This window comes from Streptomyces javensis, from assembly GCF_039525925.1.
GTDB classification, from domain to species: domain Bacteria; phylum Actinomycetota; class Actinomycetes; order Streptomycetales; family Streptomycetaceae; genus Streptomyces; species Streptomyces asiaticus.
In genome coordinates, this window is sequence record NZ_BAAAIF010000052.1 from 54,095 (window position 1) to 73,540 (window position 19,446).

At 72.5% G+C, this 19,446-nt stretch carries 18 protein-coding genes; 11 read left to right on the forward strand and 7 right to left on the reverse strand.

Annotated features, from left to right (window positions below; all coding sequences use genetic code 11):
* Nucleotides 1-5: 5 nt before the first annotated feature.
* The 4 genes from ABD329_RS34075 to ABD329_RS34090 all read right to left on the reverse strand — a co-directional run bounded on the left by ABD329_RS34075 (nucleotide 6) and on the right by ABD329_RS34090 (nucleotide 3,482).
* A complete protein-coding gene (locus ABD329_RS34075; protein ID WP_198279351.1) occupies nucleotides 6-944 on the reverse strand; it encodes an ABC transporter substrate-binding protein in 939 nt (312 codons plus the stop codon).
* A gap of 90 nt (nucleotides 945-1,034) precedes the next feature.
* Nucleotides 1,035-1,712 carry an ABC transporter permease gene (locus ABD329_RS34080; protein ID WP_198272135.1) on the reverse strand — a complete coding sequence of 226 codons (678 nt, stop codon included), beginning with the start codon at nucleotides 1,710-1,712 and terminating at the stop codon, nucleotides 1,035-1,037.
* 1 nt (nucleotide 1,713) lies between these two features.
* A complete protein-coding gene (locus ABD329_RS34085) occupies nucleotides 1,714-2,355 on the reverse strand; it encodes an ABC transporter permease (RefSeq protein ID WP_198279352.1) in 642 nt (213 codons plus the stop codon).
* On the reverse strand, nucleotides 2,352-3,482 hold the full coding sequence (locus ABD329_RS34090; protein WP_198279353.1) for an ABC transporter ATP-binding protein: 1,131 nt from the start codon (nucleotides 3,480-3,482) through the stop codon (nucleotides 2,352-2,354). Before ABD329_RS34090 ends, ABD329_RS34085 begins: the two co-directional genes overlap by 4 nt.
* 161 nt (nucleotides 3,483-3,643) lie before the next feature.
* On the opposite strand from ABD329_RS34090, the gene ABD329_RS34095 reads away from it, so the two are divergent.
* The 3 genes from ABD329_RS34095 (at nucleotide 3,644) to ABD329_RS34105 (ending at nucleotide 6,894) form a co-directional block, all read left to right on the forward strand.
* On the forward strand, nucleotides 3,644-5,170 hold the full coding sequence (locus tag ABD329_RS34095) for an aromatic amino acid ammonia-lyase (RefSeq protein ID WP_425574410.1): 1,527 nt from the start codon (nucleotides 3,644-3,646) through the stop codon (nucleotides 5,168-5,170).
* 31 nt (nucleotides 5,171-5,201) lie between these two features.
* On the forward strand, nucleotides 5,202-6,146 hold the full coding sequence (locus ABD329_RS34100) for a MurR/RpiR family transcriptional regulator (protein ID WP_246619208.1): 945 nt from the start codon (nucleotides 5,202-5,204) through the stop codon (nucleotides 6,144-6,146).
* Between the two features lie 160 nt (nucleotides 6,147-6,306).
* On the forward strand, nucleotides 6,307-6,894 hold the full coding sequence (locus ABD329_RS34105; RefSeq protein WP_344317370.1) for a hypothetical protein: 588 nt from the start codon (nucleotides 6,307-6,309) through the stop codon (nucleotides 6,892-6,894).
* 625 nt (nucleotides 6,895-7,519) lie between these two features.
* Here ABD329_RS34105 and ABD329_RS34110 read toward each other — a convergent pair.
* Together ABD329_RS34110 and ABD329_RS34115 are read right to left on the reverse strand one after the other, a co-directional pair.
* Nucleotides 7,520-8,881, reverse strand: coding sequence for a type III PLP-dependent enzyme domain-containing protein (locus ABD329_RS34110; RefSeq protein ID WP_198281985.1), 1,362 nt, complete (start codon nucleotides 8,879-8,881; stop codon nucleotides 7,520-7,522).
* Between the two features lie 103 nt (nucleotides 8,882-8,984).
* A complete protein-coding gene (locus ABD329_RS34115) occupies nucleotides 8,985-10,001 on the reverse strand; it encodes an MDR family NADP-dependent oxidoreductase (protein WP_344317377.1) in 1,017 nt (338 codons plus the stop codon).
* Between the two features lie 182 nt (nucleotides 10,002-10,183).
* Here ABD329_RS34115 and hutU point away from each other — a divergent pair, with 182 nt between their 5' ends.
* From hutU to hutI, 4 genes are all read left to right on the forward strand, one after another.
* On the forward strand, nucleotides 10,184-11,845 hold the full coding sequence (hutU, locus tag ABD329_RS34120) for a urocanate hydratase (RefSeq protein WP_198280432.1): 1,662 nt from the start codon (nucleotides 10,184-10,186) through the stop codon (nucleotides 11,843-11,845).
* 158 nt (nucleotides 11,846-12,003) lie between these two features.
* Complete coding sequence (locus ABD329_RS34125; RefSeq protein WP_198280437.1) at nucleotides 12,004-13,191, forward strand: allantoate amidohydrolase; 1,188 nt, start codon at nucleotides 12,004-12,006, stop codon at nucleotides 13,189-13,191.
* Nucleotides 13,188-14,621, forward strand: coding sequence for a formimidoylglutamate deiminase (locus tag ABD329_RS34130; protein WP_198280436.1), 1,434 nt, complete (start codon nucleotides 13,188-13,190; stop codon nucleotides 14,619-14,621). The genes ABD329_RS34125 and ABD329_RS34130 overlap by 4 nt, the downstream gene beginning before the upstream one ends.
* Before the next feature lie 44 nt (nucleotides 14,622-14,665).
* Complete coding sequence (hutI, locus tag ABD329_RS34135) at nucleotides 14,666-15,844, forward strand: imidazolonepropionase (protein WP_198280433.1); 1,179 nt, start codon at nucleotides 14,666-14,668, stop codon at nucleotides 15,842-15,844.
* Between the two features lie 92 nt (nucleotides 15,845-15,936).
* Here hutI and ABD329_RS34140 read toward each other — a convergent pair whose 3' ends face one another.
* Nucleotides 15,937-16,884 carry an RNA polymerase sigma factor SigF gene (locus ABD329_RS34140; RefSeq protein ID WP_198280434.1) on the reverse strand — a complete coding sequence of 316 codons (948 nt, stop codon included), beginning with the start codon at nucleotides 16,882-16,884 and terminating at the stop codon, nucleotides 15,937-15,939.
* A gap of 253 nt (nucleotides 16,885-17,137) precedes the next feature.
* Between ABD329_RS34140 and ABD329_RS34145 the strand changes: the two genes are divergently transcribed.
* The 4 genes from ABD329_RS34145 to ABD329_RS34160 form a co-directional block, all read left to right on the forward strand.
* The gene (locus ABD329_RS34145; RefSeq protein WP_198280435.1) at nucleotides 17,138-17,506 is read left to right on the forward strand and encodes an STAS domain-containing protein; all 369 of its coding nucleotides are present in this window, start codon (nucleotides 17,138-17,140) and stop codon (nucleotides 17,504-17,506) included.
* A gap of 183 nt (nucleotides 17,507-17,689) precedes the next feature.
* Complete coding sequence (locus ABD329_RS34150) at nucleotides 17,690-18,235, forward strand: ATP-binding protein (RefSeq protein ID WP_344317374.1); 546 nt, start codon at nucleotides 17,690-17,692, stop codon at nucleotides 18,233-18,235.
* A gap of 170 nt (nucleotides 18,236-18,405) precedes the next feature.
* On the forward strand, nucleotides 18,406-19,173 hold the full coding sequence (locus ABD329_RS34155) for an LPXTG cell wall anchor domain-containing protein (protein ID WP_198281878.1): 768 nt from the start codon (nucleotides 18,406-18,408) through the stop codon (nucleotides 19,171-19,173).
* A gap of 26 nt (nucleotides 19,174-19,199) precedes the next feature.
* Nucleotides 19,200-19,446, forward strand: a 247-nt coding sequence (locus ABD329_RS34160; RefSeq protein ID WP_425574411.1) for a hypothetical protein, incomplete at its 3' end; no start/stop codon positions are given.

Genomic DNA, 19,446 nt, shown 5'->3' on the forward strand with positions numbered 1-19,446 from the left:
TGCCGCTACTTCTTGGCGAGGCCGTTCTTGGCGGCCCAGTCGGCGGCGACCCGGTCCGGGTCCTTCTTGTCGTTGCTCACCAGCTTGTTGAGCCGGGCCAGTTCCCGGGTGGTGAGGGCGCCGCCCAGGCGGGCCAGGGCCTTGCGGACCTTGGCGTCGGCCTTGGCGGCGCGGACCACGGGCACGATGTGCTGGGCGGGGATGAGCGCCTTGGGGTCGGCGAGGATCACCCAGTCGTTGGCCTCGATGTCGGGGTCGGTGGAGAAGAGGTTGGCGACGTCCACGTCGCCCTTCTTCAACGCGCCCTTGACCAGGGGCCCGGAGGCGTCGAGGGCCTTGAACTCCTTGAAGGTCACGCCGTACCGGTCCTTGAGGCCGACCAGGCCGACCACGCGGTTCTTGTCCTCGGCCGGGCCGCCGAAGACCAGCTTGCCGTTCTGCTTGGCGAGGTCGGCGAAGCTGCGCAGCCCGTGCTTCCGGGCGGCCTCACGGGTGACGCAGAAGACGTCCTTGTCCTCGGCGGCCGCGTACGACAGGGCCTCCAGACCGCTGGGGAGGGCCACGGTGAGGGCGTTCTGGAGGTCGCCGGCCTCGGTCTGCGGGGCCTTGTCGTCGAAGTGGAGCAGCAGATTGCCCTGGTACTCGGGGAGCAGATCGATATCGCCCTGCTGGAGGGCGGGTATGACGATCTCTCGGGAGCCGAGGTTGGGCCGCACGCTGGTCTTGATGCCCGCGCCCTTCAGCGCCTCGGCGTAGAGGTAGCCCAGCAGCTGGTTCTCGGTGAAGTTGGCGGTGCCGATGACCAGCCCGCCCAGGCTGCTGCCGCCGCCCGAGCCGCCGCTGCCGCCGTCGCCCTTGAGCGAGGTGACGCCGCCGCTACAGGCGGCGAGCGTGGGCACGGAGGCGCCGGCGAGCAGGCCGCCGAGCAGTTTCCTGCGGTTCATTGGGGTCGTCTCCTCGGATCGGAGTTCGGAGTGGAGTCGCTGAGTCGGTGGGGCGCTGAGTCGCCTCGGGGTGAAGCCGCGTGGCGGCGCTCAGTGCGCGTGGGCGCGCGGGGGGCGGTTGCGGAACAGCAGGCGCTGCACTCCGGCCAGCGCCAGGTCGAGGGCGATGGCCAGCACGGCGACCAGCACCGCCCCGCCGAGCACCTGCACCAGATCGCGCTGGGCGAGCCCGTCGAAGACATAGCGGCCGAGTCCGCCGAAGCTGACGTACGCGGCGATGGTGGCGGTGGCCACGACCTGGACGCAGGCCAGCCGCAGCCCGGTCATGATCAGCGGCAGCGCGAGCGGCAGCTCGACCTGGAACAGCACCTGGTACCAGCGCATGCCCTGGCCCCGTGCCGCGTCCCTGACCTCGGGGTCCACGGCGGCCATGCCCGCGTACGTATTGGTGACGATCACCGGGATCGCGAGGGCGACCAGCGAGACGTACACCGGCCACATGCTCAGCCCGCTGGCCAGGAAGACCAGCGTGACCAGGCCGACGGTCGGCAGCGCCCGCCCGAAGCCGGAGAGGTTGATGGCGAGGAACGCGCCGCGCCCGGTGTGCCCGATGAGCAGCCCGACCGGCAGCGCGATGGCGGCGGCGACCAGGGTGGCCAGCAGCGAGTACTGGAGGTGCTCCAGCAGCCGGGTGGCGATGCCGTCGGGCCCGGACCACTGGGAGCCGCTGGTCAGCCAGCGGAGGAGGTTCTGGAGTAGTTCGAGCATGTCAGGCACGCCTCCTCAGCCACGGGGTGCACAGCCATTGGATGGTGACCAGCACGGCGTCCGCGACCAGCGCCAGCAGCAGGGACAGGACGACTCCGGCCACGACGGGGGTGGGGTAGTTGCGCTGGAAGCCGTCGGTGAACAGTTGGCCGAGACCGCCGTACCCGATGTAGCTGGCCACGCTGACCAGCGATATCGCCATCACCGTGGCCACCCGTACGCCCGCCATGATCACCGGGAAGGCGAGCGGCAGCTCGACGGTGAGCAGGGTGCGCAGCGGGCGGGCGCCCATCGCGGTGGACGCCTCGCGGACCTTGGTGGGGACGCTGTCGAGGCCCTCGACGGTGTTCCGGAGCAGTACGACCAGGGTGTAGATGGTCAGGCCGGTGATGGCGGTGGTGCGGGTGAGGCCGGTGACCGGCAGCAGCAGGACGAAGATCGCGATGGAGGGGATCGTGAACAGGATGTTCGAGAGCCCCAGCAGGAGTCCGCGCAGCGGGCGCACCCGGTGGGCGATCACGGCCAGCGGCAGCGCGATCAGCAGACCGAAGAGGACGGCGGGGACGGCGGTGGAGAGGTGGTCCAGGGTGAGCGTGACCAGGGTGTCCTGATGATCGGGGAACCAGCCCCAGTCGATGGTCATGCGGTCACGCTCGTGTCGGAGCTCTTCGGATCCGCGTCGGTTTCAGGGGCCTCGTCGGCGTTCTTGAGTGCGGCCGCGCGGCCCGCCTCCGCGTGGCGCCGCCCCGCGTACTCATGTATCGCCTCGCGCCCGGTGACCCCGGTGAGCACCCCGTCGGCGTCCACCCGGGCCACCAGACCGGCGGGGGAGGCCAGCGACTCGTCCAGGGCGGTGAGCAGCGAGTCGCCGTCCCGCAGCGGGCGCACCGGCAGCAGCGGGGCCCGGTCGCCCTCCGGCCCCTCGGTGTCGCGCCAGCCCAGCGGCTCACCGCGCTCGGAGGTGACCAGCCGCCAGCGCTGTCCGTCGGCGGGTACGGGTTCCCGCTCCACGTCGGCGAGGGTGGACAGGGAGAGCAGCTTCAGCCCGCGCTCGGCGCCCAGGAAGCCCGCCACGAAGTCGTCGGCGGGGCTCGCCAGCAGTTCGGCGGGGGGTGCGCACTGGACGAGGTGGCCGCCGGTGCGGAAGATCGCGATGCGGTCGCCCAGCCGTACCGCCTCGTCGATGTCGTGGGTGACGAAGACGACCGTCTTGCGCAGCTCGCTCTGGAGCCGCAGCAGCTCGTTCTGGAGCTGGGTCCGTACGACCGGGTCGACCGCCCCGAACGGCTCGTCCATCAGCAGCACCGGCGGATCGGCGGCCAGCGCGCGGGCGACCCCGACGCGCTGCTGCTGACCGCCCGAGAGCTGGTGCGGGTAGCGCTTGCCGGAGTCGGCGGGCAGCCCGACCAGCTCCAGCAGCTCGGCCGCGCGGGCCCGTGCCTTGCGGCGGCCCCAGCCCAGCAGCAGCGGAACGGTGGCGATGTTGTCGAGGATCGTGCGGTGCGGGAAGAGCCCGGCCTGCTGGATCACATAGCCGATCCCGCGCCGCAGCTCGGCGGCGTCCGCTTTGAGGACATCACGCCCGCCCACGCTCACCGTGCCGCTGCTCGGCTCGACCATGCGGTTGACCATGCGGAGGGTGGTGGTCTTGCCGCAGCCCGAGGTGCCGACAAGAACGGTGATGCCCCCTTCCGGGAGCTCGAGACTGAGGCGATCCACCGCGGTGGTGCCGTTCGGGTAGTGCTTACTGACGTCCTTGAAGCTGATCATCCGCTTCCCCTTGCCCTGTCTGCATATAGTCATGCACAGTCATAGTCGAGTGAATAGAAGTCAAGAGGTCTGCGTTAATCACCGGTTACTTCTGCTCGCGATGTGGACGGAGCGCTAGGCAATTGGCCCGAAAAGGGCGTGTATGAGAGGGGTTGCCCTGGATGTTGTCTCACATGCTGGATGCTGATCACGCGGCGGCCGACGGTGCCGACGGCGCCGAACCGCGGATCACGCTGGACGGCCGGAGCCTACGCGTCGTGGACGTCGCGCGTCTGGCCGACCGGCTCAGCCGGCCCGCCGCGCCCGATCCCACCGCGCTCGCCCTGGCCGAGCGCGCCTGGGAGACCGCGGACCGGCTCGCGGCCACCGGCCGCGTCTACGGGCGCAGCACCGGTGTGGGCGCCAACCGCACCGAGGACGTCGGCCCGGGCGACTCGGACCACGGGCTGCGGCTGCTGCGCAGCCACGCCGGTGCGATCGGCGCACCGCTGCCCGGCCGCGAGGTGCGCGCCATGATGGCCGTCCGCGCCAATCAGCTGCTGGCGGGCGGCGCCGGGCTGCGCCCCGCCGTCGTCACCGCGCTCGTGGAGGGCCTCGACAGCGGCGCCCACCCGGTGATCAACGAATACGGCGCGGTCGGCACCGGGGACCTCGCCGCGCTCGCCCAGACCGGTCTCGCGCTCGTCGGCGAGCACCCCTGGGACCTCACCGAGGCCGCCCCGGGCCGTCGCGCCCCCGACCCCATCACGCTCGACAGCAATGACGCCCTGGCCCTCATCAGCAGCAACGCCCTCACCCTCGGCCAGTCCGCGCTCGCCCTCGCCGAGCTGCGGCGGCTGCTGTCCGCCTCGCTCGCCGTGGCGGCGCTCTCGCTGATCGCGGTCGGCGGCTCGTACGAGGCGTACGCCGAACCCGTCCACGCCTCCCGGCCGCACCCCGGCTCCGTCGCGGCCGCCGCCCGGATGCGGGCCCTGCTCGGCGCCCCGCCCCGGCCCACCCCGCCGCTGGGCCGCATACAGGACCCGTACGGCTTCCGCTGTCTGCCGCAGATCCACGGACCCGCGCTGGACGCGGCGGACGCGCTGGAGCGGGTGCTGGCCGTCGAGTTCAACGCCGCCGCCGAGAACCCGCTGATCAGCTCCACCGACGAGGCCGCCTACCACCACGGCAACTTCTACGCCGCGCACACCGCACTCGCCCTGGACCACTTCCGGCTCGCCGCGCTCCAGACCGCCCGGCTCTCCACCGCCCGGCTCGCCGCGCTCAGCGAACCCGACTTCACCCGGCTGCGCCCCTTCCTCGGCGACGCCGCGCCCGCGAGTTCGGGCGTGATGATCCTCGAATACGCGGCGGGGGCGGCCCTCGGCGAGATGCGCGCGGTCTCCCACCCCGCCTCGCTGGGCCATGCCGTGCTCTCGCGCGGGGTGGAGGAACAAGCCAGTTTCGCCTCGCTCGGCGCCCGCCAGACGCTCCGGGTGGCCGACCACTACCGGCTGGTGCTGGGCTGTGAACTCGTGGCGGCCATAAGGGCGTTGCGCCAGCGCGGTCTCGAGCCGGACCCGGAGCTCCCGGCCGGTGTGGCCTTCGCCCTCGCGTCGGAAGTGCTCGATCCCCGGATGGAGGACCGGCCGTTGACGGAGGATGTGGCGGTGGCCGCGCGCCTGCTCGACCGGCTGGCAGGGGCCTGAGGGACGAGGGTACGAGGGTCAGGAGGACGTGATGAGTACGGAACACGGGGTGAGCGACGGGGTGGGCGGTGCGCGGATGACGCGGGTGGACGAGGGCGTCACGGCGGTGCCGGCGGGCGTGCCGGGCCTCTCGGCCGCTTCCGGCGCCTCGACCGCCGCCCGGCTTCAGGCGCTCTTCGAGGGCCACCGGCTGACCCCGACCCAGCGGCGGATCGCCCACTGCATGGTGCGGCGGGCCGCGGACGCGCCGTTCCTCTCCAGCGTCGAGCTGGCCGAGCTCGCGGGCGTCAGCCAGCCGTCCGTGACCCGCTTCGCGGTCGCCCTCGGGTTCGACGGCTATCCGGCGCTGCGCAAGCATCTGCGCGATGTCGCGCCCGCGGAGCCGGAGGTGGACGAGGGGTCGTACAACGAGTACCAGCAGGCCGTGCAGTCCGAGATCGACAATCTGCGCCACCTCGCCGCGCTGCTGGCCGACCCCGCGCCCGTCGTCCGCGCCGGACGGCTGCTCGCCGACTCCCGTCCGCTGCCGGTCCTCGGCCTGCGCGCCGCCTCCGCGCAGGCCCGCGGCTTCACCTACTTCGCGCGCAAGGTCCATCCGGACGTCCGGCTGCTCGACGAGGGCGGCACGATGCTCGACGACCGCGTGGACGCGGCGAAGCGGGCGGGCGCGACGGCGCTGCTGTGCTTCGCGCTGCCGCGGCATCCGCGCGAGGTCGTGGAGGGTCTGGAGTACGCCCGGGAGGTGGGCCTGACCGTGGTCACCGTCGCCGACAGCGCCTTCGCTCCCGTCGCCCGCCACAGCGATCTGCTGCTGCCCGCCGCGGTCGGCACGGGCCTCGCCTTCGACACCGCGTGTGCGCCGATGCTGCTGGGGCGGGTGCTGCTGGAGGCGATGTGCGACGCGCTGCCGGACGCGCAGGCGCGGCTGGAGGAGTTCGACGCGAAGGCGGCGGAGCGGGGCCTGTTCGTGGAGTGAGCCGGGCTTGCGGGCCGCGGCCGCGCTGTGTGCCGGCTCCGTGTGGTCGGCTCTGTGTGCCAACCCCCGTTACTCTCACCGAATTCTCAGGCATCCTGGCTAGATTCCTCGATTCGACAGGGATTTCTTCCGGGATTCACCAGGTGTGAGGAGGTCGGTCGTGGGGCGCGGGGCGTATGCGCTGGCACGGGTGGCGGTGATAGTGAGGGCTCCCGCGGGGTGGCTGTGGTGGCCCGGTGTGCTGGCCGCGGGGGTCGGGGCGCTGGTGCCGGGGCTGACCGGGCGCCGGATCGGAGTGCTCGCCGGGGCGGCGCTCTTCCTGATCGCGGGGGTCGTGGTGTTCGTGGTGCGCCGCAAGCGGTATCTGGAGCTGGCGCGCGACGCCTCGCGCGCGGGCAAGGCGGTCTTCCTCCAGGACCGCGCGGTGACCGTACGGACCCGACGGCGCGCCCTGCGGTGGTGGCTGCTGCTGGCCTTCCTCGCCGCGATGGGCTCGTCCTTCGCCGTTCCGGCGGCGGGCGGGCTGCTGTTGGCGGGGCTGGGCGCCGGGCTGTGGGCCAAGGCGCTGTGGCTGGGCCGCTGGGAGCGCGCGCATGACGCGCTGCTGTGGGTGCGCACGGAGCGGGTCTCCCGGGGGCGGCCCGCGGGCAAGGCGGTGGACGGCTACCAGACGACGGGGATCGTGGCTGGTGACGCGGGGCCGGGTGGCGCGAGGCGGTCCCGGGCGATGGCGGCTGCTGCGCGCTGAGGGGGTTGTCGCGGCGTGGTTGCCTCCGGCGTGGTTGCCCCGGCGGGGCCGCCCTCGGCGTGGTTGCCCCCCGGCGTGGTTGCCCCTCGGCGTGGTTGCCCCCCGGCGTGGTTGCCCCGGCGGGGTGCGCGGCGTGGGTGTGTGCCGCGCCGTCTCGCGCCTTCGGCGCCTTTGAGCATGGGGGCGGGGGTGCCCTGGCCGGGGCCCGTCGCCGGCGGACTGTCAGTGGGGGGCTGGCACCGGTTGCGGCGCCCCTCCGGCCCGGGCTTCGCGCCGATCCGGACTGCCGGGGGTTGGGGTGCCCCTCTCGAAAACGTTTGACAAATTAGTTGCGCCAGATCAAGTGTTTTCTTGAAGGGGGTACCCCCACCGGGTGGAAGTGGCCGGGCTCGACCGGACCACGCGGGGCCCGCAGTCCGGCAATGGCCTCGGCCCCGGGTCACAGAGGCCGCCACCGGCCTTCGCCCCCACCGGCCGGTGGCCGGCGACGTGGACCGCGCCCGCCCCCACCTGCCCCGATGCTCAATCAACGCTGGCCCAGACGAAAGCGTCACCTGCACGGCGGACTCGGAGCCCCGACAGCCTGGGCACAGCTCGGGCGCCCCCAGCTTGGGCGCCCCGCGCCCTACCGCAACCGGCTCAGGCCCAGCGCATGCTTCGCACCGCTCTCGGCCACGATCTCGTCCACCGTCTGCGGCTCCCGTACCGTCGCGAAGCGCACATCGCCGGCGGGGCTCGTCGCGTCGAAGCCGTAGATCCCCGGGCGGGGCAGGCTGTTGTACGCGAAGTGGTTGGAGAAGTAGTACGCGCCGGTGTCCAGCAGGGCGACCAGGTCGCCCGCCGCCAGCTCCGGCAGCGGCCGGTCGCGGGCGACCAGGTCGCCCGCGAAGCAGCAGGGACCGGCGATGTCCTGGGGGACCGGGCCGTCGCCGGTCTCGGCCTTGGGGCGGCCCTCCGCGTCGTAGGCCAGGACGCGCAGCGGCCAGGCGTCCGGGGCGAAGACCGTACGGGTGGCGAGCTGGGCGCCCGCGTGGGTGACCGCGATCGGGCGGCCGCCCGCGGACTTGGCGTATTCGACCCGCGCCAGCACCAGGCCGGACTTGGCCAGCAGGGACCGGCCGAACTCGGTGACCAGCTTGTACCGCCCGTCGAGGAGCCCGGGCACGGTGGCCCGCAGCAGCTGGGCGTACTCCCGGAAGCCGGGGGTGACCTCGTCGGAGGTGAAGTTCACCGGGAGGCCGCCGCCGATGTCGAGGGCGTCGATCTGCTGTCGGCCGACCGCCTCGTTGATCTCCTCGGCCAGTTCGTAGGCCGCCCGTATGCCCGCCGCCATCAGCTCCAGCGGACAGCCCTGGGAGCCGACGTGCGCGTGCAGCCGGGTCAGCCAGGGGCGCTCGGCGAAGGCGCGCACGACCCACGCGCGCGCTCCCGGGTCCTGGAGGGCCACGCCGAACTTGGAGGTCGCGGTGGCCGTGCTCATCGCGTCGATGCTGCCGCCGCCCACCTGGGGGTTGACCCGCAGGCCCAGCGGCGAGGGCGGGGTCGCGCGGTGCCCCACCAGCGCGTCGAGCCGCTCCAGCTCCTGGGGGTTGTCGGCGTTGACGGCGATGCCCAGGTCGAGGGCCTCGCGCAGCTCCGCGGTGGTCTTGGCGGGGGAGTCCAGGACGATCCGGTCGGGCGTCACCCCCGCCGCGCGGGCCAGCGCCAGTTCGCCGGGGCTGGCCACCTCGCAGCCCAGGCCCTCGTCGGCCAGCAGCCGCAGGACGGGGACGAGCGCGGCGGCCTTGACCGCGAAGGCGTGCAGGATGGGCGTGCCGGGCGCCACGACCTCCTCGAAGGCCGCGCGCAGCGCGGCGGCCGCGGAGCGGATCCCGGCCACGTCCAGCAGCCCCACGACGGGCTGGTCCGGGCCGAGCAGCCGCTGTTCCACGGCCGCCCGTACGGCCTGTTCGCGCCGGGTGGCCGTCGCAACCGCTTTCGATGTCATGCTTTCAGCCAACCATCCGGAACGGCCGCGTACCAGCTCCGTGTGGGGCGCTCCGGGAGCGGGGCCGGCGGTCGCGGAGGCGCGGCCCCTGGCCGACCCGGCCCTACAGCTCCACCAGCACCGCCCCGAGATGGCGGCCCGCCACCAGCTCGCACAGCGCGCCCGGTGCCTGGTCGATCCCCGTCAGCCGGGTGTACGGGTAGGTGAGCGCGCCCTCGCGCAGCGCCCGGCCGAACTCGCTCAGGTACGCGGGCATGGCGTCCTGGTGGTCCACCGCGCTGATGCCGCGCAGCGTGATGCTCCGGGTGATCAGGGCGAGGGTGCTGATCGCGGTCGGGGCCAGCGCGTCGTCGGACAGCTGGGCGGCCAGCGCGCCGACCAGGGCGAACCGGGCGTTGCGGCGGGCCAGTGCCAGGGCGGCCCGCAGCTGTTCGCCGCCGACGGTGTCGAAGAGGACGTCGATGCCGTCGGGGGCGGCCGCGCGCAGCTGCTCCTCGATCGATCCGGCGCCCCGGAGGACGGCCGCGTCATAGCCCAGCTCCCGCGTCAGCCGGTCGGCCTTGTGCCGGGAGCCGGTGGAGCCGATGACCCGCGCGGCGCCGTGCAGCCGGGCGAACTGCCCGGCCAGGGAGCCCGCTCCGCCCGCCGCGCCGGTGACGAACACCGTGTCGCCGCGCCGCACCCCGGCCCCGCGCACCACCCCCAGCCAGGCGGTGAACCCCTGCGAGAGATGGGCGGCGGGGTCCGGCAGCACCTCGGGGTCGACGGGCGAGACCTCGGGCGCGTTCAGGACCGCGTACTCGCGCCAGCCCGCGCGGTGGCGCACGAGGGTCCCGGGGGCGAGATCCGTGCCCGGCGCCCGGACCACCTCACCGAGGGCCGCGCCCCGCATCACCTCGCCGGCCTTGTGCAGCAGCTGGGGTAGGCCGAAGGCGTCGGGGTCGGCGAGGGTGAGCGGGCGCATCACGGCGGCGACGCTCATCAGCCGGTTGCGCACCAGCACCTGGCCGGGGCCGGGGGCGGGGACGGGAGCGGTGACGACCTCGAAGTGGCCGGGGGTGAGCTCCCCGTCGGGCAGGGCCGCCAGACGGACCTCGCGGTGGGTGGCGGGGAGGGACACGAAGGGCTCCTCGGCGGGCGTGGGGGACACGACCTGGTGACGCTACCCCGTGGCCCGGCGGAACCCCTCGGTATTGACTAGTCATATTCATCGGCATCAAGATGTGAATAACTCGATCCAGTCAGTCCAGTCGACGCAGTCCATGCAGTCGAACCAGTTGATGGCACAGGGAGGCTTGGCCCATGACAGGACCGCGACCCGTACGGGCGCCGCGTGGTGCAGAGCTCAGCGCCCGGGGGTGGCAGCAGGAAGCCGCCCTGCGGATGCTCCAGAACAACCTCGATCCGGAGGTCGCCGAGCACCCCGACAAGCTCGTCGTCTACGGCGGCACCGGTAAGGCGGCCCGCGACTGGCGCTCGTTCGACGCCATGGTCCGCACCCTGCGCACGCTGAAGCAGGACGAGACGATGCTGGTCCAGTCGGGCCGCCCCGTGGGCGTCATGCAGACCCACGAGTGGGCGCCCCGGGTGTTGATCGCCAACTCCAACCTGGTCGGGGACTGGGCCAACTGGGAGGAGTTCCGCCGCCTGGAGGCACTGGGTCTGACCATGTACGGCCAGATGACGGCGGGCTCCTGGATCTACATCGGCACCCAGGGCATCCTCCAGGGCACCTACGAGACCTTCGCCGCGGTCGCCGCCAAGAAGTTCGGCGGCACCCTGGCCGGCACGATCACCCTCACCGCCGGCCTCGGCGGCATGGGCGGCGCCCAGCCGCTGGCGGTCACGATGAACGACGGCGTCGCGATCTGCATCGACTGCGATCCGCGTGCCATCGAGCGCCGTATCGACCACCGCTACCTGGACGTCCGCGCCGACAGCCTGGACCACGCGCTCCAGCTCGCGACCGAGGCCCGGGACGCCCGGCGCCCCCTGTCGATCGGTGTGCTGGGGAACGCGGCCGAGCTGGTCCCGCAGCTCCTCGCGATGAACGCCCCGATCGACATCGTCACCGACCAGACCAGCGCCCACGACCCGCTGTCGTATCTGCCGGTCGGCGTGGACTTCGACGAGATGGCCTCGTACGCCGCCGAGAAGCCCGCCGACTTCACCCAGCGGGCGCGCGAGTCGATGGCCAAGCACGTCGAGGCCATGGTCGGCTTCATGGACGCGGGCGCCGAGGTCTTCGACTACGGCAACTCGATCCGCGGCGAGGCCAAGCTGGCGGGCTTCGAGCGCGCCTTCGCCTTCCCCGGCTTCGTCCCCGCCTACATCCGGCCGCTCTTCTGCGAGGGCAAGGGCCCGTTCCGGTGGGCGGCGCTGTCCGGCGACCCGAAGGACATCGCGGCCACGGACAAGGCGATCCTGGAGCTCTTCCCGGAGAACGAGTCGCTGGCCCGCTGGATCAAGATGGCGGGGGAGCGGGTCCACTTCCAGGGGCTGCCCGCCCGTATCTGCTGGCTCGGCTACGGCGAGCGCGACAAGGCGGGCGAACGCTTCAACGAGATGGTCGCCGACGGCACGCTCGCCGCGCCGCTGGCGATCGGCCGCGACCACCTGGACTGCGGCTCGGTGGCCTCCCCGTACCGCGAGACCGAGGCCATGCTGGACGGCTCGGACGCGATCGCCGACTGGCCGCTGCTCAACGCCATGGTCAACGTCGCCTCGGGCGCCTCCTGGGTCTCCATCCACCACGGCGGCGGCGTCGGCATGGGCCGCTCGATCCACGCCGGCCAGGTCACGGTCGCCGACGGCACCGCCCTGGCGGGTGAGAAGATCCGCCGCGTCCTGACGAACGACCCCGGCATGGGCGTCATCCGCCACGTCGACGCGGGCTACGACCGAGCGGACGAGGTAGCGCGGGACCGAAACGTCAGGGTCCCGATGAGGGAGACGGATAGGTGACCGTTGTGGGCAATCGTTCCGCGGAGGGGGCACCTCCCAGCGGTAGCTGGGGGAGGAACGGGTGGGCACAACCCGACCACCGGGCGGCACCCGCACACGAAACGGAGGTAGAGACGGCCGTGGGCGCACCCATTACGACCGGCGCGTCGTTCCATGAGATGTGGCGCGACCTGGCCCCCATCGGCCGTAACACAACAACGAACGGCTACCGCCGCTACGCCTGGACGGAAGCCGACGCGGACTGCCGGGCCTGGTTCAAGGAGCAAGCCCAAAACCGCGGCCTCACCTACGAAGTGGACCGCAACGGCAACCAATGGGCCTGGCTCGGCGACCCGGAAGCCGGAGACGCCATCGTCACCGGTTCCCACCTCGACTCCGTCCCCGACGGCGGCGCCTTCGACGGCCCGCTGGGCGTCGTCTCCTCCTTCGCCGCCCTCGACGAGCTACGGGCACGGGGCGCCCACCCCGCCAAACCGCTCGCCATCGTCAACTTCGGCGACGAGGAGGGTGCCCGCTTCGGCCTGGCCTGCGTCGGCTCCCGGCTGACGAGCGGGCAGCTCAGCGTCGCGCAGGCGCATGAGCTGCGCGACGCGGACGGGCTGAGCCTCCCCCGGGCGATGGAGCGCGCCGGTTACGACCCGGACGCCATCGGCCCGGACCCGGAGCGGCTGGCCCGCATCGGAGCGTTCGTCGAGCTCCACATCGAGCAGGGGCGGGCCCTGGACGCTACGGAGAACCCCGTGGGCGTCGCCTCCGCGATCTGGCCGCACGGCCGCTGGCGGTTCGACTTCCACGGCGAGGCCAACCACGCCGGGACGACCCGGATCGAGGACCGCCGCGATCCGATGCTCACCTACGCCAACACCGTCCTCGCCGCCCGTAAGAAGGCGAAGCTCGCCGGGGCGCTGGCGACCTTCGGCAAGGTCAGCGTCGAGCCCAACGGGGTCAACGCGATCGCGAGCCTGGTCCGCGGCTGGCTGGACTCGCGCGCGGCCGACGAGGAGACCCTGGCCGCCGTGGTCCGCGAGATCGAGCGTGCCGCGGTCGAGCGCGGACAGCGCGACGGGGTGGACGTCCGGGTCACCCGGGAGTCCTTCACCCCGGTCGTGGAGTTCGCCCACGACCTGCGTGACCAGCTCTCGGGCCTGCTCGGCGGCGTCCCGATCCTCCCCACCGGGGCCGGGCACGACGCCGGCATTTTGTCCGCGTCGGTTCCGACGGCCATGCTGTTTGTAAGGAACCCCACCGGCGTCTCGCACTCACCCGCGGAGACGGCGGGCGAGGACGATTGCCTCGCCGGTGTGGCCGCACTCGCGGAGGTACTGGAGGGCCTGGCGTGTCACTGACGGCGCAGACGTACTGGGCGGAGCACGCCTGGGTGAACGGAAGCGTGCGGTCGGACGTGGTGATCGTGGCCGCGGCCAATGGGCGGATCGCGGCGGTGGTGCCCGGGAGTCCGCGGCCACCCGCCGGATCCGTCACCCTCCGTGGTCTGACGCTCCCCGGCCTGGCCAACGCCCACAGCCACGCCTTCCACCGGGCCCTGCGCGGTGTCGTCCAGGCGGACGGCGGGGCGGACGGCGAAACGGGAGGCGAGACCGGAGACGGGGCGAACGCCCAGGCGGACAGCGACGCGGACAGCGGCAATGGCGCGCCGGACTCCTTCTGGACCTGGCGCGAGGTGATGTACGGCGTCGCCGACCGGCTGACCCCGGACAGCTACTTCGAGCTGGCCCGAGCCGTCTACGCCGAGATGGCCATGGCCGGGATCACCTGCGTGGGGGAGTTCCACTACCTCCACCACGCGCCCGGCGGCGCCCGCTACGGCAACCCCAACGCGATGGGCGAGGCCCTGATCGCGGCCGCGGCCGAGGCCGGTATCCGGATCACCCTCCTCGACACCTGCTATCTCTCCTCCGGTTTCGGGGCCGAGCCCAACGAGCACCAGCTGCGCTTCTCCGACGGCACCGCCGAGGCCTGGGCCGAGCGGGTCTCCGGGCTGAAGGGCGACGGCAACACCCGCATCGGCGCGGCGATCCACTCGGTGCGGGCCGTCCCCGTCGATCAGCTGGCGACCGTGTCCGGCTGGGCCGACGAGCACACGGCGCCCCTGCACGTCCATCTCTCCGAGCAGACGGCGGAGAACGACGCCTGTGTGGAGGCACACGGCTTCACCCCCACCCGGCTGCTCGCCGACCACGGGGTGCTGGGCCCGCGGACCACCGCCGTGCACGCCACCCATCTCACCCCGGGCGACATCCGGCTGCTGGGCCACGCGTCCACCGGAGTCTGTATGTGCCCGACCACCGAGCGTGACCTCGCCGACGGGATCGGCCCGGCCGTCGAGCTCCAGAGCGCGGGCTCACCGCTCTCGCTGGGCAGCGACAGCCATGCCGTGATCGACATCCTGGAGGAGGCCCGCGCGATGGAGCTGGACGAGCGGCTGCGCACCCGCGCCCGGGGCCACTGGACCGCGGCCCAGCTGCTGCGGGCCGCCACCGCGGACGGTCACGCCGCGCTCGGCTGGGGCGCGGAGGCGGGCCGGATCGAGGTGGGGGCGCTCGCCGACCTCACCACGATCGCGCTGGACTCGGTGCGCACCGCGGGGCCGCCGCCCCGGCTGGGCGCGGAGACCGCCGTATTCGCGGCGACCAGCGCGGATGTCCGGCACACCGTGGTCGGCGGCCGCCACGTCGTACGGGACGGCGCCCATCAGCTCGTCCCGCGTGTGCCGCAAGCGCTGGCCGAGGCCATCGAAGCCCTGCACGGACCGTGACCCGGCCGCCACCGGTACGGCCGACGAAGGAGAGCACCCCCACGATGACGACCGCGACGCCCACGACGGCCATCACCGACATCGCCACTCTGGTCACCAATGACCCCTCCCTCGGTGAAGGCCCCCTCGGCCTGATCCGGGACGCGGCCGTCGTCATCGACGGCGACCGCATCGCCTGGGTCGGTGAGTCCAGCAAAGCACCCGCCACCGACAACCGGGTCGACGCCGGTGGCCGGGCCGCCATTCCGGGCTTTGTGGACTCCCACTCCCATCTGGTCTTCGCGGGCGACCGGACCGAGGAGTTCAACGCCCGGATGTCCGGCCGCCCGTACAGCGCGGGCGGGATCCGCACCACCGTGGCCGCCACCCGCGCCGCCTCGAACAACGTGCTGCACGCCAACGTCGGCCGCTATGTGACCGAGGCGCGCCACCAGGGCACCACGACCGTCGAGATCAAGTCCGGCTACGGGCTGACCTCGCAGGACGAGGCCCGCGCCCTGACCATCGCCGGTGCCCACACCGACGAGGTGACCTTCCTCGGGGCGCATATCGTCGCCCCCGAATTCGCCGACGACCCGGCCGGGTACGTGGATCTGGTCACCGGCCCGATGCTGGACGCCTGCGCCCCGCACGCCCGCTGGATCGACGTCTTCTGCGAACAGGGCGCCTTCGACGGCGACCAGGCCCGCGCCGTCCTGACCGCGGGCCAGGAGCGCGGACTGATCCCCCGGGTCCACGCCAACCAGCTCTCCTACGGCCCCGGGGTGCGACTCGCCGTGGAGCTGGGCGCCGCCTCGGCCGACCACTGCACCCATCTGACCGATGAGGACGTGGACGCGCTGGCCCAGGGCGAGACGGTGGCCACCCTGCTCCCGGGCGCGGAGTTCTCCACCCGCTCGACCTATCCGGACGCGCGCCGGCTGCTCGACGCGGGCGTCACGGTCGCCCTGTCCCCGGACTGCAACCCGGGCTCGTCCTTCACCAGCTCCATGCCGTTCTGCGTCGCCCTGGCCGTACGGGAGATGGGGATGACGCCGGACGAGGCGGTGTGGGCCGCCACGGCCGGTGGGGCGCGGGCCCTGCGCCGTACCGACGTGGGCCGGCTCAGCCCGGGCGCCCGCGCCGATCTGGCGCTGCTGGACGCCCCGTCCCATGTACACCTCGCCTACCGCCCCGGCGTGCCCCTGGTCTCGGCGGTGTGGCACGAGGGCACCCTGATCTGACGGCACGGCAGAGCCACACACAGGCGCGGGGCACACGGATAAGGGCCCGTCCCGGTGATCCGGGGGCGGGCCCTTATCCGTCTGCGGAGGCGTCACTCCTCGATCATCAGTCCCTTGCGGAGCCGACGGAGGGTGCGCGACAGCAGCCGCGAGACATGCATCTGGGAGATGCCCAGCTCCTCACCGATCTCCGACTGCGTCATATTGGCCACGAAGCGCAGGGAGAGGATCTTCCGGTCGCGGGCAGGCAGGTCGGCGATCAGCGGCTTCAAGGACTCGACGTACTCGATGCCTTCGAGCCCGTGGTCCTCGTATCCGATCCGGTCCGCCAGCGCGCCCTCGGAGTCGTCCTCCTCCGGCTGGGCGTCCAGCGAGCTCGCGGTGTACGCGTTGCTCGCGGCCATGCCCTCGACGACCTCGGCCGGGCTGATGTCCAGCCGCTTGGCCAACTCGCCGACGGTGGGGGCGCGGTCGAGCCGCTGGGCCAGCTCGTCGCCGGCCTTGGCCAGGTCGAGACGGAGCTCCTGGAGGCGCCGCGGCACGCGCACCGACCAACTGGTGTCGCGGAAGAAGCGCTTGATCTCACCGACGATCGTCGGCATCGCGAAGGTCGGGAACTCCACGCCCCGGCCGGTCTCGAAGCGGTCGATCGCCTTGATCAGGCCGATGGTGCCGACCTGGACGATGTCCTCCATCGGTTCGCTGCGGGAGCGGAACCGGGAGGCGGCGAACTTGACCAGCGCCAAGTTGAGCTCGACCAGGGTGTTACGCACATAGGCGTACTCGTGGGTGCCTTCCTCCAGCACCTCGAGGCGCTCGAAAAGGGTCTTCGACAGAGCCCTCGCGTCCACCGGTGCCACCGTGTCATACGGCGGGATTTCCGGCAGATCGGACAATTCCGGCAGTTCATCGAAGAGATGGCCAACGGTCGCCGGGGCGTCAACGTCGGGGGTGAACTGCTCGGGCAGGGGGGCCGACGAAACGGTGGTCCGAGTACTCCCCGAGGGTTCGGTCCGCGTGTCGTCGAGGCGGGGTGACATAGTCTCCTCCATCGTTCTTCGGCATATGGCTGCCGGTGCCATAACGTGCTGCTCCGGTGAGCGGCGCCTCCAAAGCCGGGCCGTAAGCGGGTGTGACCCTCTACGCCTACCTGCATCGGCCACCAAGTGGCAAGTCCACGTTGTCCATATTTGCCGAACTATGCGAAATGTTCGGCTACCAGAGCAGCGGGTAGAAGGCGTAGGGTTCGATGCGCGCAATCGAAAGCAACGAGACGCCAGAAGAGGTGCGCAGATGGACCGCGGGATGGTCGGCAGCGCCAGCAAGGGCCGGCTTCAGGTCGAGGTTCGGCACCACGGGGCGAGTGCGGTCGTCACGCCGGTGGGTGAGCTGGACCACCACACCGCCGAGGTGCTGCGCGAGCCGCTTGAGAAATGCGTGGAGGGGGGACGTGTCCGGCTGGTGGTGGACTGCTCGAAGCTGGAGTTCTGCGACTCCACCGGGCTCAATGTCCTCCTCGGCGCGCGGCTCAAGGCCGAGGCCGCGGGCGGCGGCGTCCACCTGGCCGGAATGTTGCCGATCGTTGCCCGGGTGTTCGAGATCACGGGCGCGGATGCCGTCTTTACCGTGCATGAGTCGCTTGATGCCGCTCTTGTCGAGTGACATAGCTCACTCCTGTTTCCGGCGTGTCATCGGTGGGTCATCGATGCGTTGCCCGCGTCACATCGATGGGGCGGAAGTAGTGGGTGTTCTCACGCTATGGCCGGGCAGGAGACAGGCTGAAACTGTTGAAGAGATCAGGTATCCCTTGTCCCTGAATCGGTGAATCGGTGAGGTGAAGCGCTGATGAGCACCACGCGGCCGTACCCGCCGGGCGACCGCGGCCCGGACCCGGACGGCCCCGCCGCTTCGGCCTCCCCACCGCCCCCCCCGACGGCCGGCGCCCCCCCGACCGTCGGCGCCCCTCCGGCCGCCGGTCCCGCCCGCCAGATCCGCAGACTCCATCTGGTCGGCGCCAGCGGGGCAGTGCCGCGCGCCCGCGACTTCACCCGCCAGGCGCTGCGCGACTGGGGGTGGCTTCCGGCCGCGACCGCCGACCACCGGGCCGCCGCCGAGGATGTGCTGCTCGTCGTCTCCGAACTGGTGACCAACGCCTGTCTGCACGCCGAGGGCCCCGAGGAGCTGCGCGTCAGCTGCAACGCCAAAGTGCTCCGTCTGGAGGTCGTGGACCTCGGCACCGGTACGCCCGCGCCGCGCACCCCGCACCGCGCAGGACGCCCCGGCGGCCATGGCATGTTCATCGTCCAGCGGCTGTGCCTGGACTGGGGGGTCGTGCGGAACGTGGAGGGGACCGGCAAGACGGTCTGGGCCGAGCTGGCCGCGCCGGGCTGAAGAGCGCGGCTCCGGCGCCACGATCCCGCTTTCCTCCACCCTTCACCCGCCCCACGCCGATCCGGCGTGCTCTTTGTCTTCCCTTGACAAGGTCCCCGGCGTACCGTCAGCGCCCAATCTGATGTGCCGTCAGTTACATCCGGCTGCGGCGCTTGACGAGAGGGGATCTCGTGGTGTCCCACAACCAACGCCGTCCGGCCGGCCGTGGCGGCGCCCTCACGCTCGCGGCGGCCCTGGCCGGGTCCCTGGTGCTGCTCACCGCCCCGGCCGCGCACGCCGACACCGTGGACGTCGACTACAAGTGCAAGACGCCGATCGGCGACAAGAGCGCCGTATCGCCCATCGACATCAAGAGCGTCGCGAGCGGCGGCTCCTACAAGCTCACGATGTCCTTCCAGAAGGGCGTCTCCTCCAGCCCCGTCGAGCTCGGCAAGGGCGCCATGCACCCCAGCGCGCTCATCAAACTGGGCGGAGCGGAGAGCGGCACGGTATCGGTGTCGGGCCCCGCCAACGACAAGGCCATCCCCGCCAACACGCCGATCAAGATCAGTGACCTGTCGGGTACCTACACCCCCAAGAAGAGCGGAAAGGTCACCTTCACCGCCTCCACGCTCACCATCAAGGCGCTGGGCACGACCACCACCTGCGCCCCCGGGAACAGCCCCAAGCCCTCGCTGACGCTGGACGTCAAGGCCGCGGGCGGCGGCGGGGACTCCGGCTCCACCGGCGGTTCGGGCAGTACGGGCGGTACGGGCGGCAGCGGCACGGGCGGATCGGACGGCTCCAGCGGTGCGCAGGGCGGCTCCGGCGACGACCAGCTGCCGCAGACCGGACCGACGGACTCCGCCGTCGCGCTCGGCACCCTCGGCGGCACGGTGCTGCTCGCCGGGGTGGCCGGGGCGCTCTGGCTGACCCGCCGTCAGCGTCCCACCTCCTGACGCGCGCGGCAGCCGAGGAGCCGCCGATGCCGTCGCGTATCCGTGCAGCGGTCCATGCCGTCATCCGCCGGGCCGGACGGGCAGCCGTGCGGGCCGTACGTCCGGCCGTGCGGGCAGCCGTACGCCGGGCCGTGCGGGCCGTACGTCCGGCCGTGCGGGCAGCCGTACGCCGGGCCGTCCGCCGAGCCGTCCGCGGCTGTGCGCCGGTCCTGCTGGCCGCCTCCCTGGTGAGCCCGGTCGTGCCGGTTCCATGGGCCGCCACCGCGGCCGCAG

Coding starts and splice junctions, on each gene's coding strand:
- ABD329_RS34075 (WP_198279351.1), bottom strand. CDS start 944: ATGAACCGCAGGAAACTGCTCGGCGGCCTGCTCGCCGGCGCCTCCGTG.
- ABD329_RS34080 (WP_198272135.1), bottom strand. CDS start 1,712: ATGCTCGAACTACTCCAGAACCTCCTCCGCTGGCTGACCAGCGGCTCC.
- ABD329_RS34085 (WP_198279352.1), bottom strand. CDS start 2,355: ATGACCATCGACTGGGGCTGGTTCCCCGATCATCAGGACACCCTGGTC.
- ABD329_RS34090 (WP_198279353.1), bottom strand. CDS start 3,482: ATGATCAGCTTCAAGGACGTCAGTAAGCACTACCCGAACGGCACCACC.
- ABD329_RS34095 (WP_425574410.1), top strand. CDS start 3,644: ATGTTGTCTCACATGCTGGATGCTGATCACGCGGCGGCCGACGGTGCC.
- ABD329_RS34100 (WP_246619208.1), top strand. CDS start 5,202: ATGAGTACGGAACACGGGGTGAGCGACGGGGTGGGCGGTGCGCGGATG.
- ABD329_RS34110 (WP_198281985.1), bottom strand. CDS start 8,881: ATGACATCGAAAGCGGTTGCGACGGCCACCCGGCGCGAACAGGCCGTA.
- hutU (WP_198280432.1), top strand. CDS start 10,184: ATGACAGGACCGCGACCCGTACGGGCGCCGCGTGGTGCAGAGCTCAGC.
- ABD329_RS34125 (WP_198280437.1), top strand. CDS start 12,004: ATGTGGCGCGACCTGGCCCCCATCGGCCGTAACACAACAACGAACGGC.
- hutI (WP_198280433.1), top strand. CDS start 14,666: ATGACGACCGCGACGCCCACGACGGCCATCACCGACATCGCCACTCTG.
- ABD329_RS34140 (WP_198280434.1), bottom strand. CDS start 16,884: ATGTCACCCCGCCTCGACGACACGCGGACCGAACCCTCGGGGAGTACT.
- ABD329_RS34145 (WP_198280435.1), top strand. CDS start 17,138: ATGGACCGCGGGATGGTCGGCAGCGCCAGCAAGGGCCGGCTTCAGGTC.
- ABD329_RS34150 (WP_344317374.1), top strand. CDS start 17,690: ATGAGCACCACGCGGCCGTACCCGCCGGGCGACCGCGGCCCGGACCCG.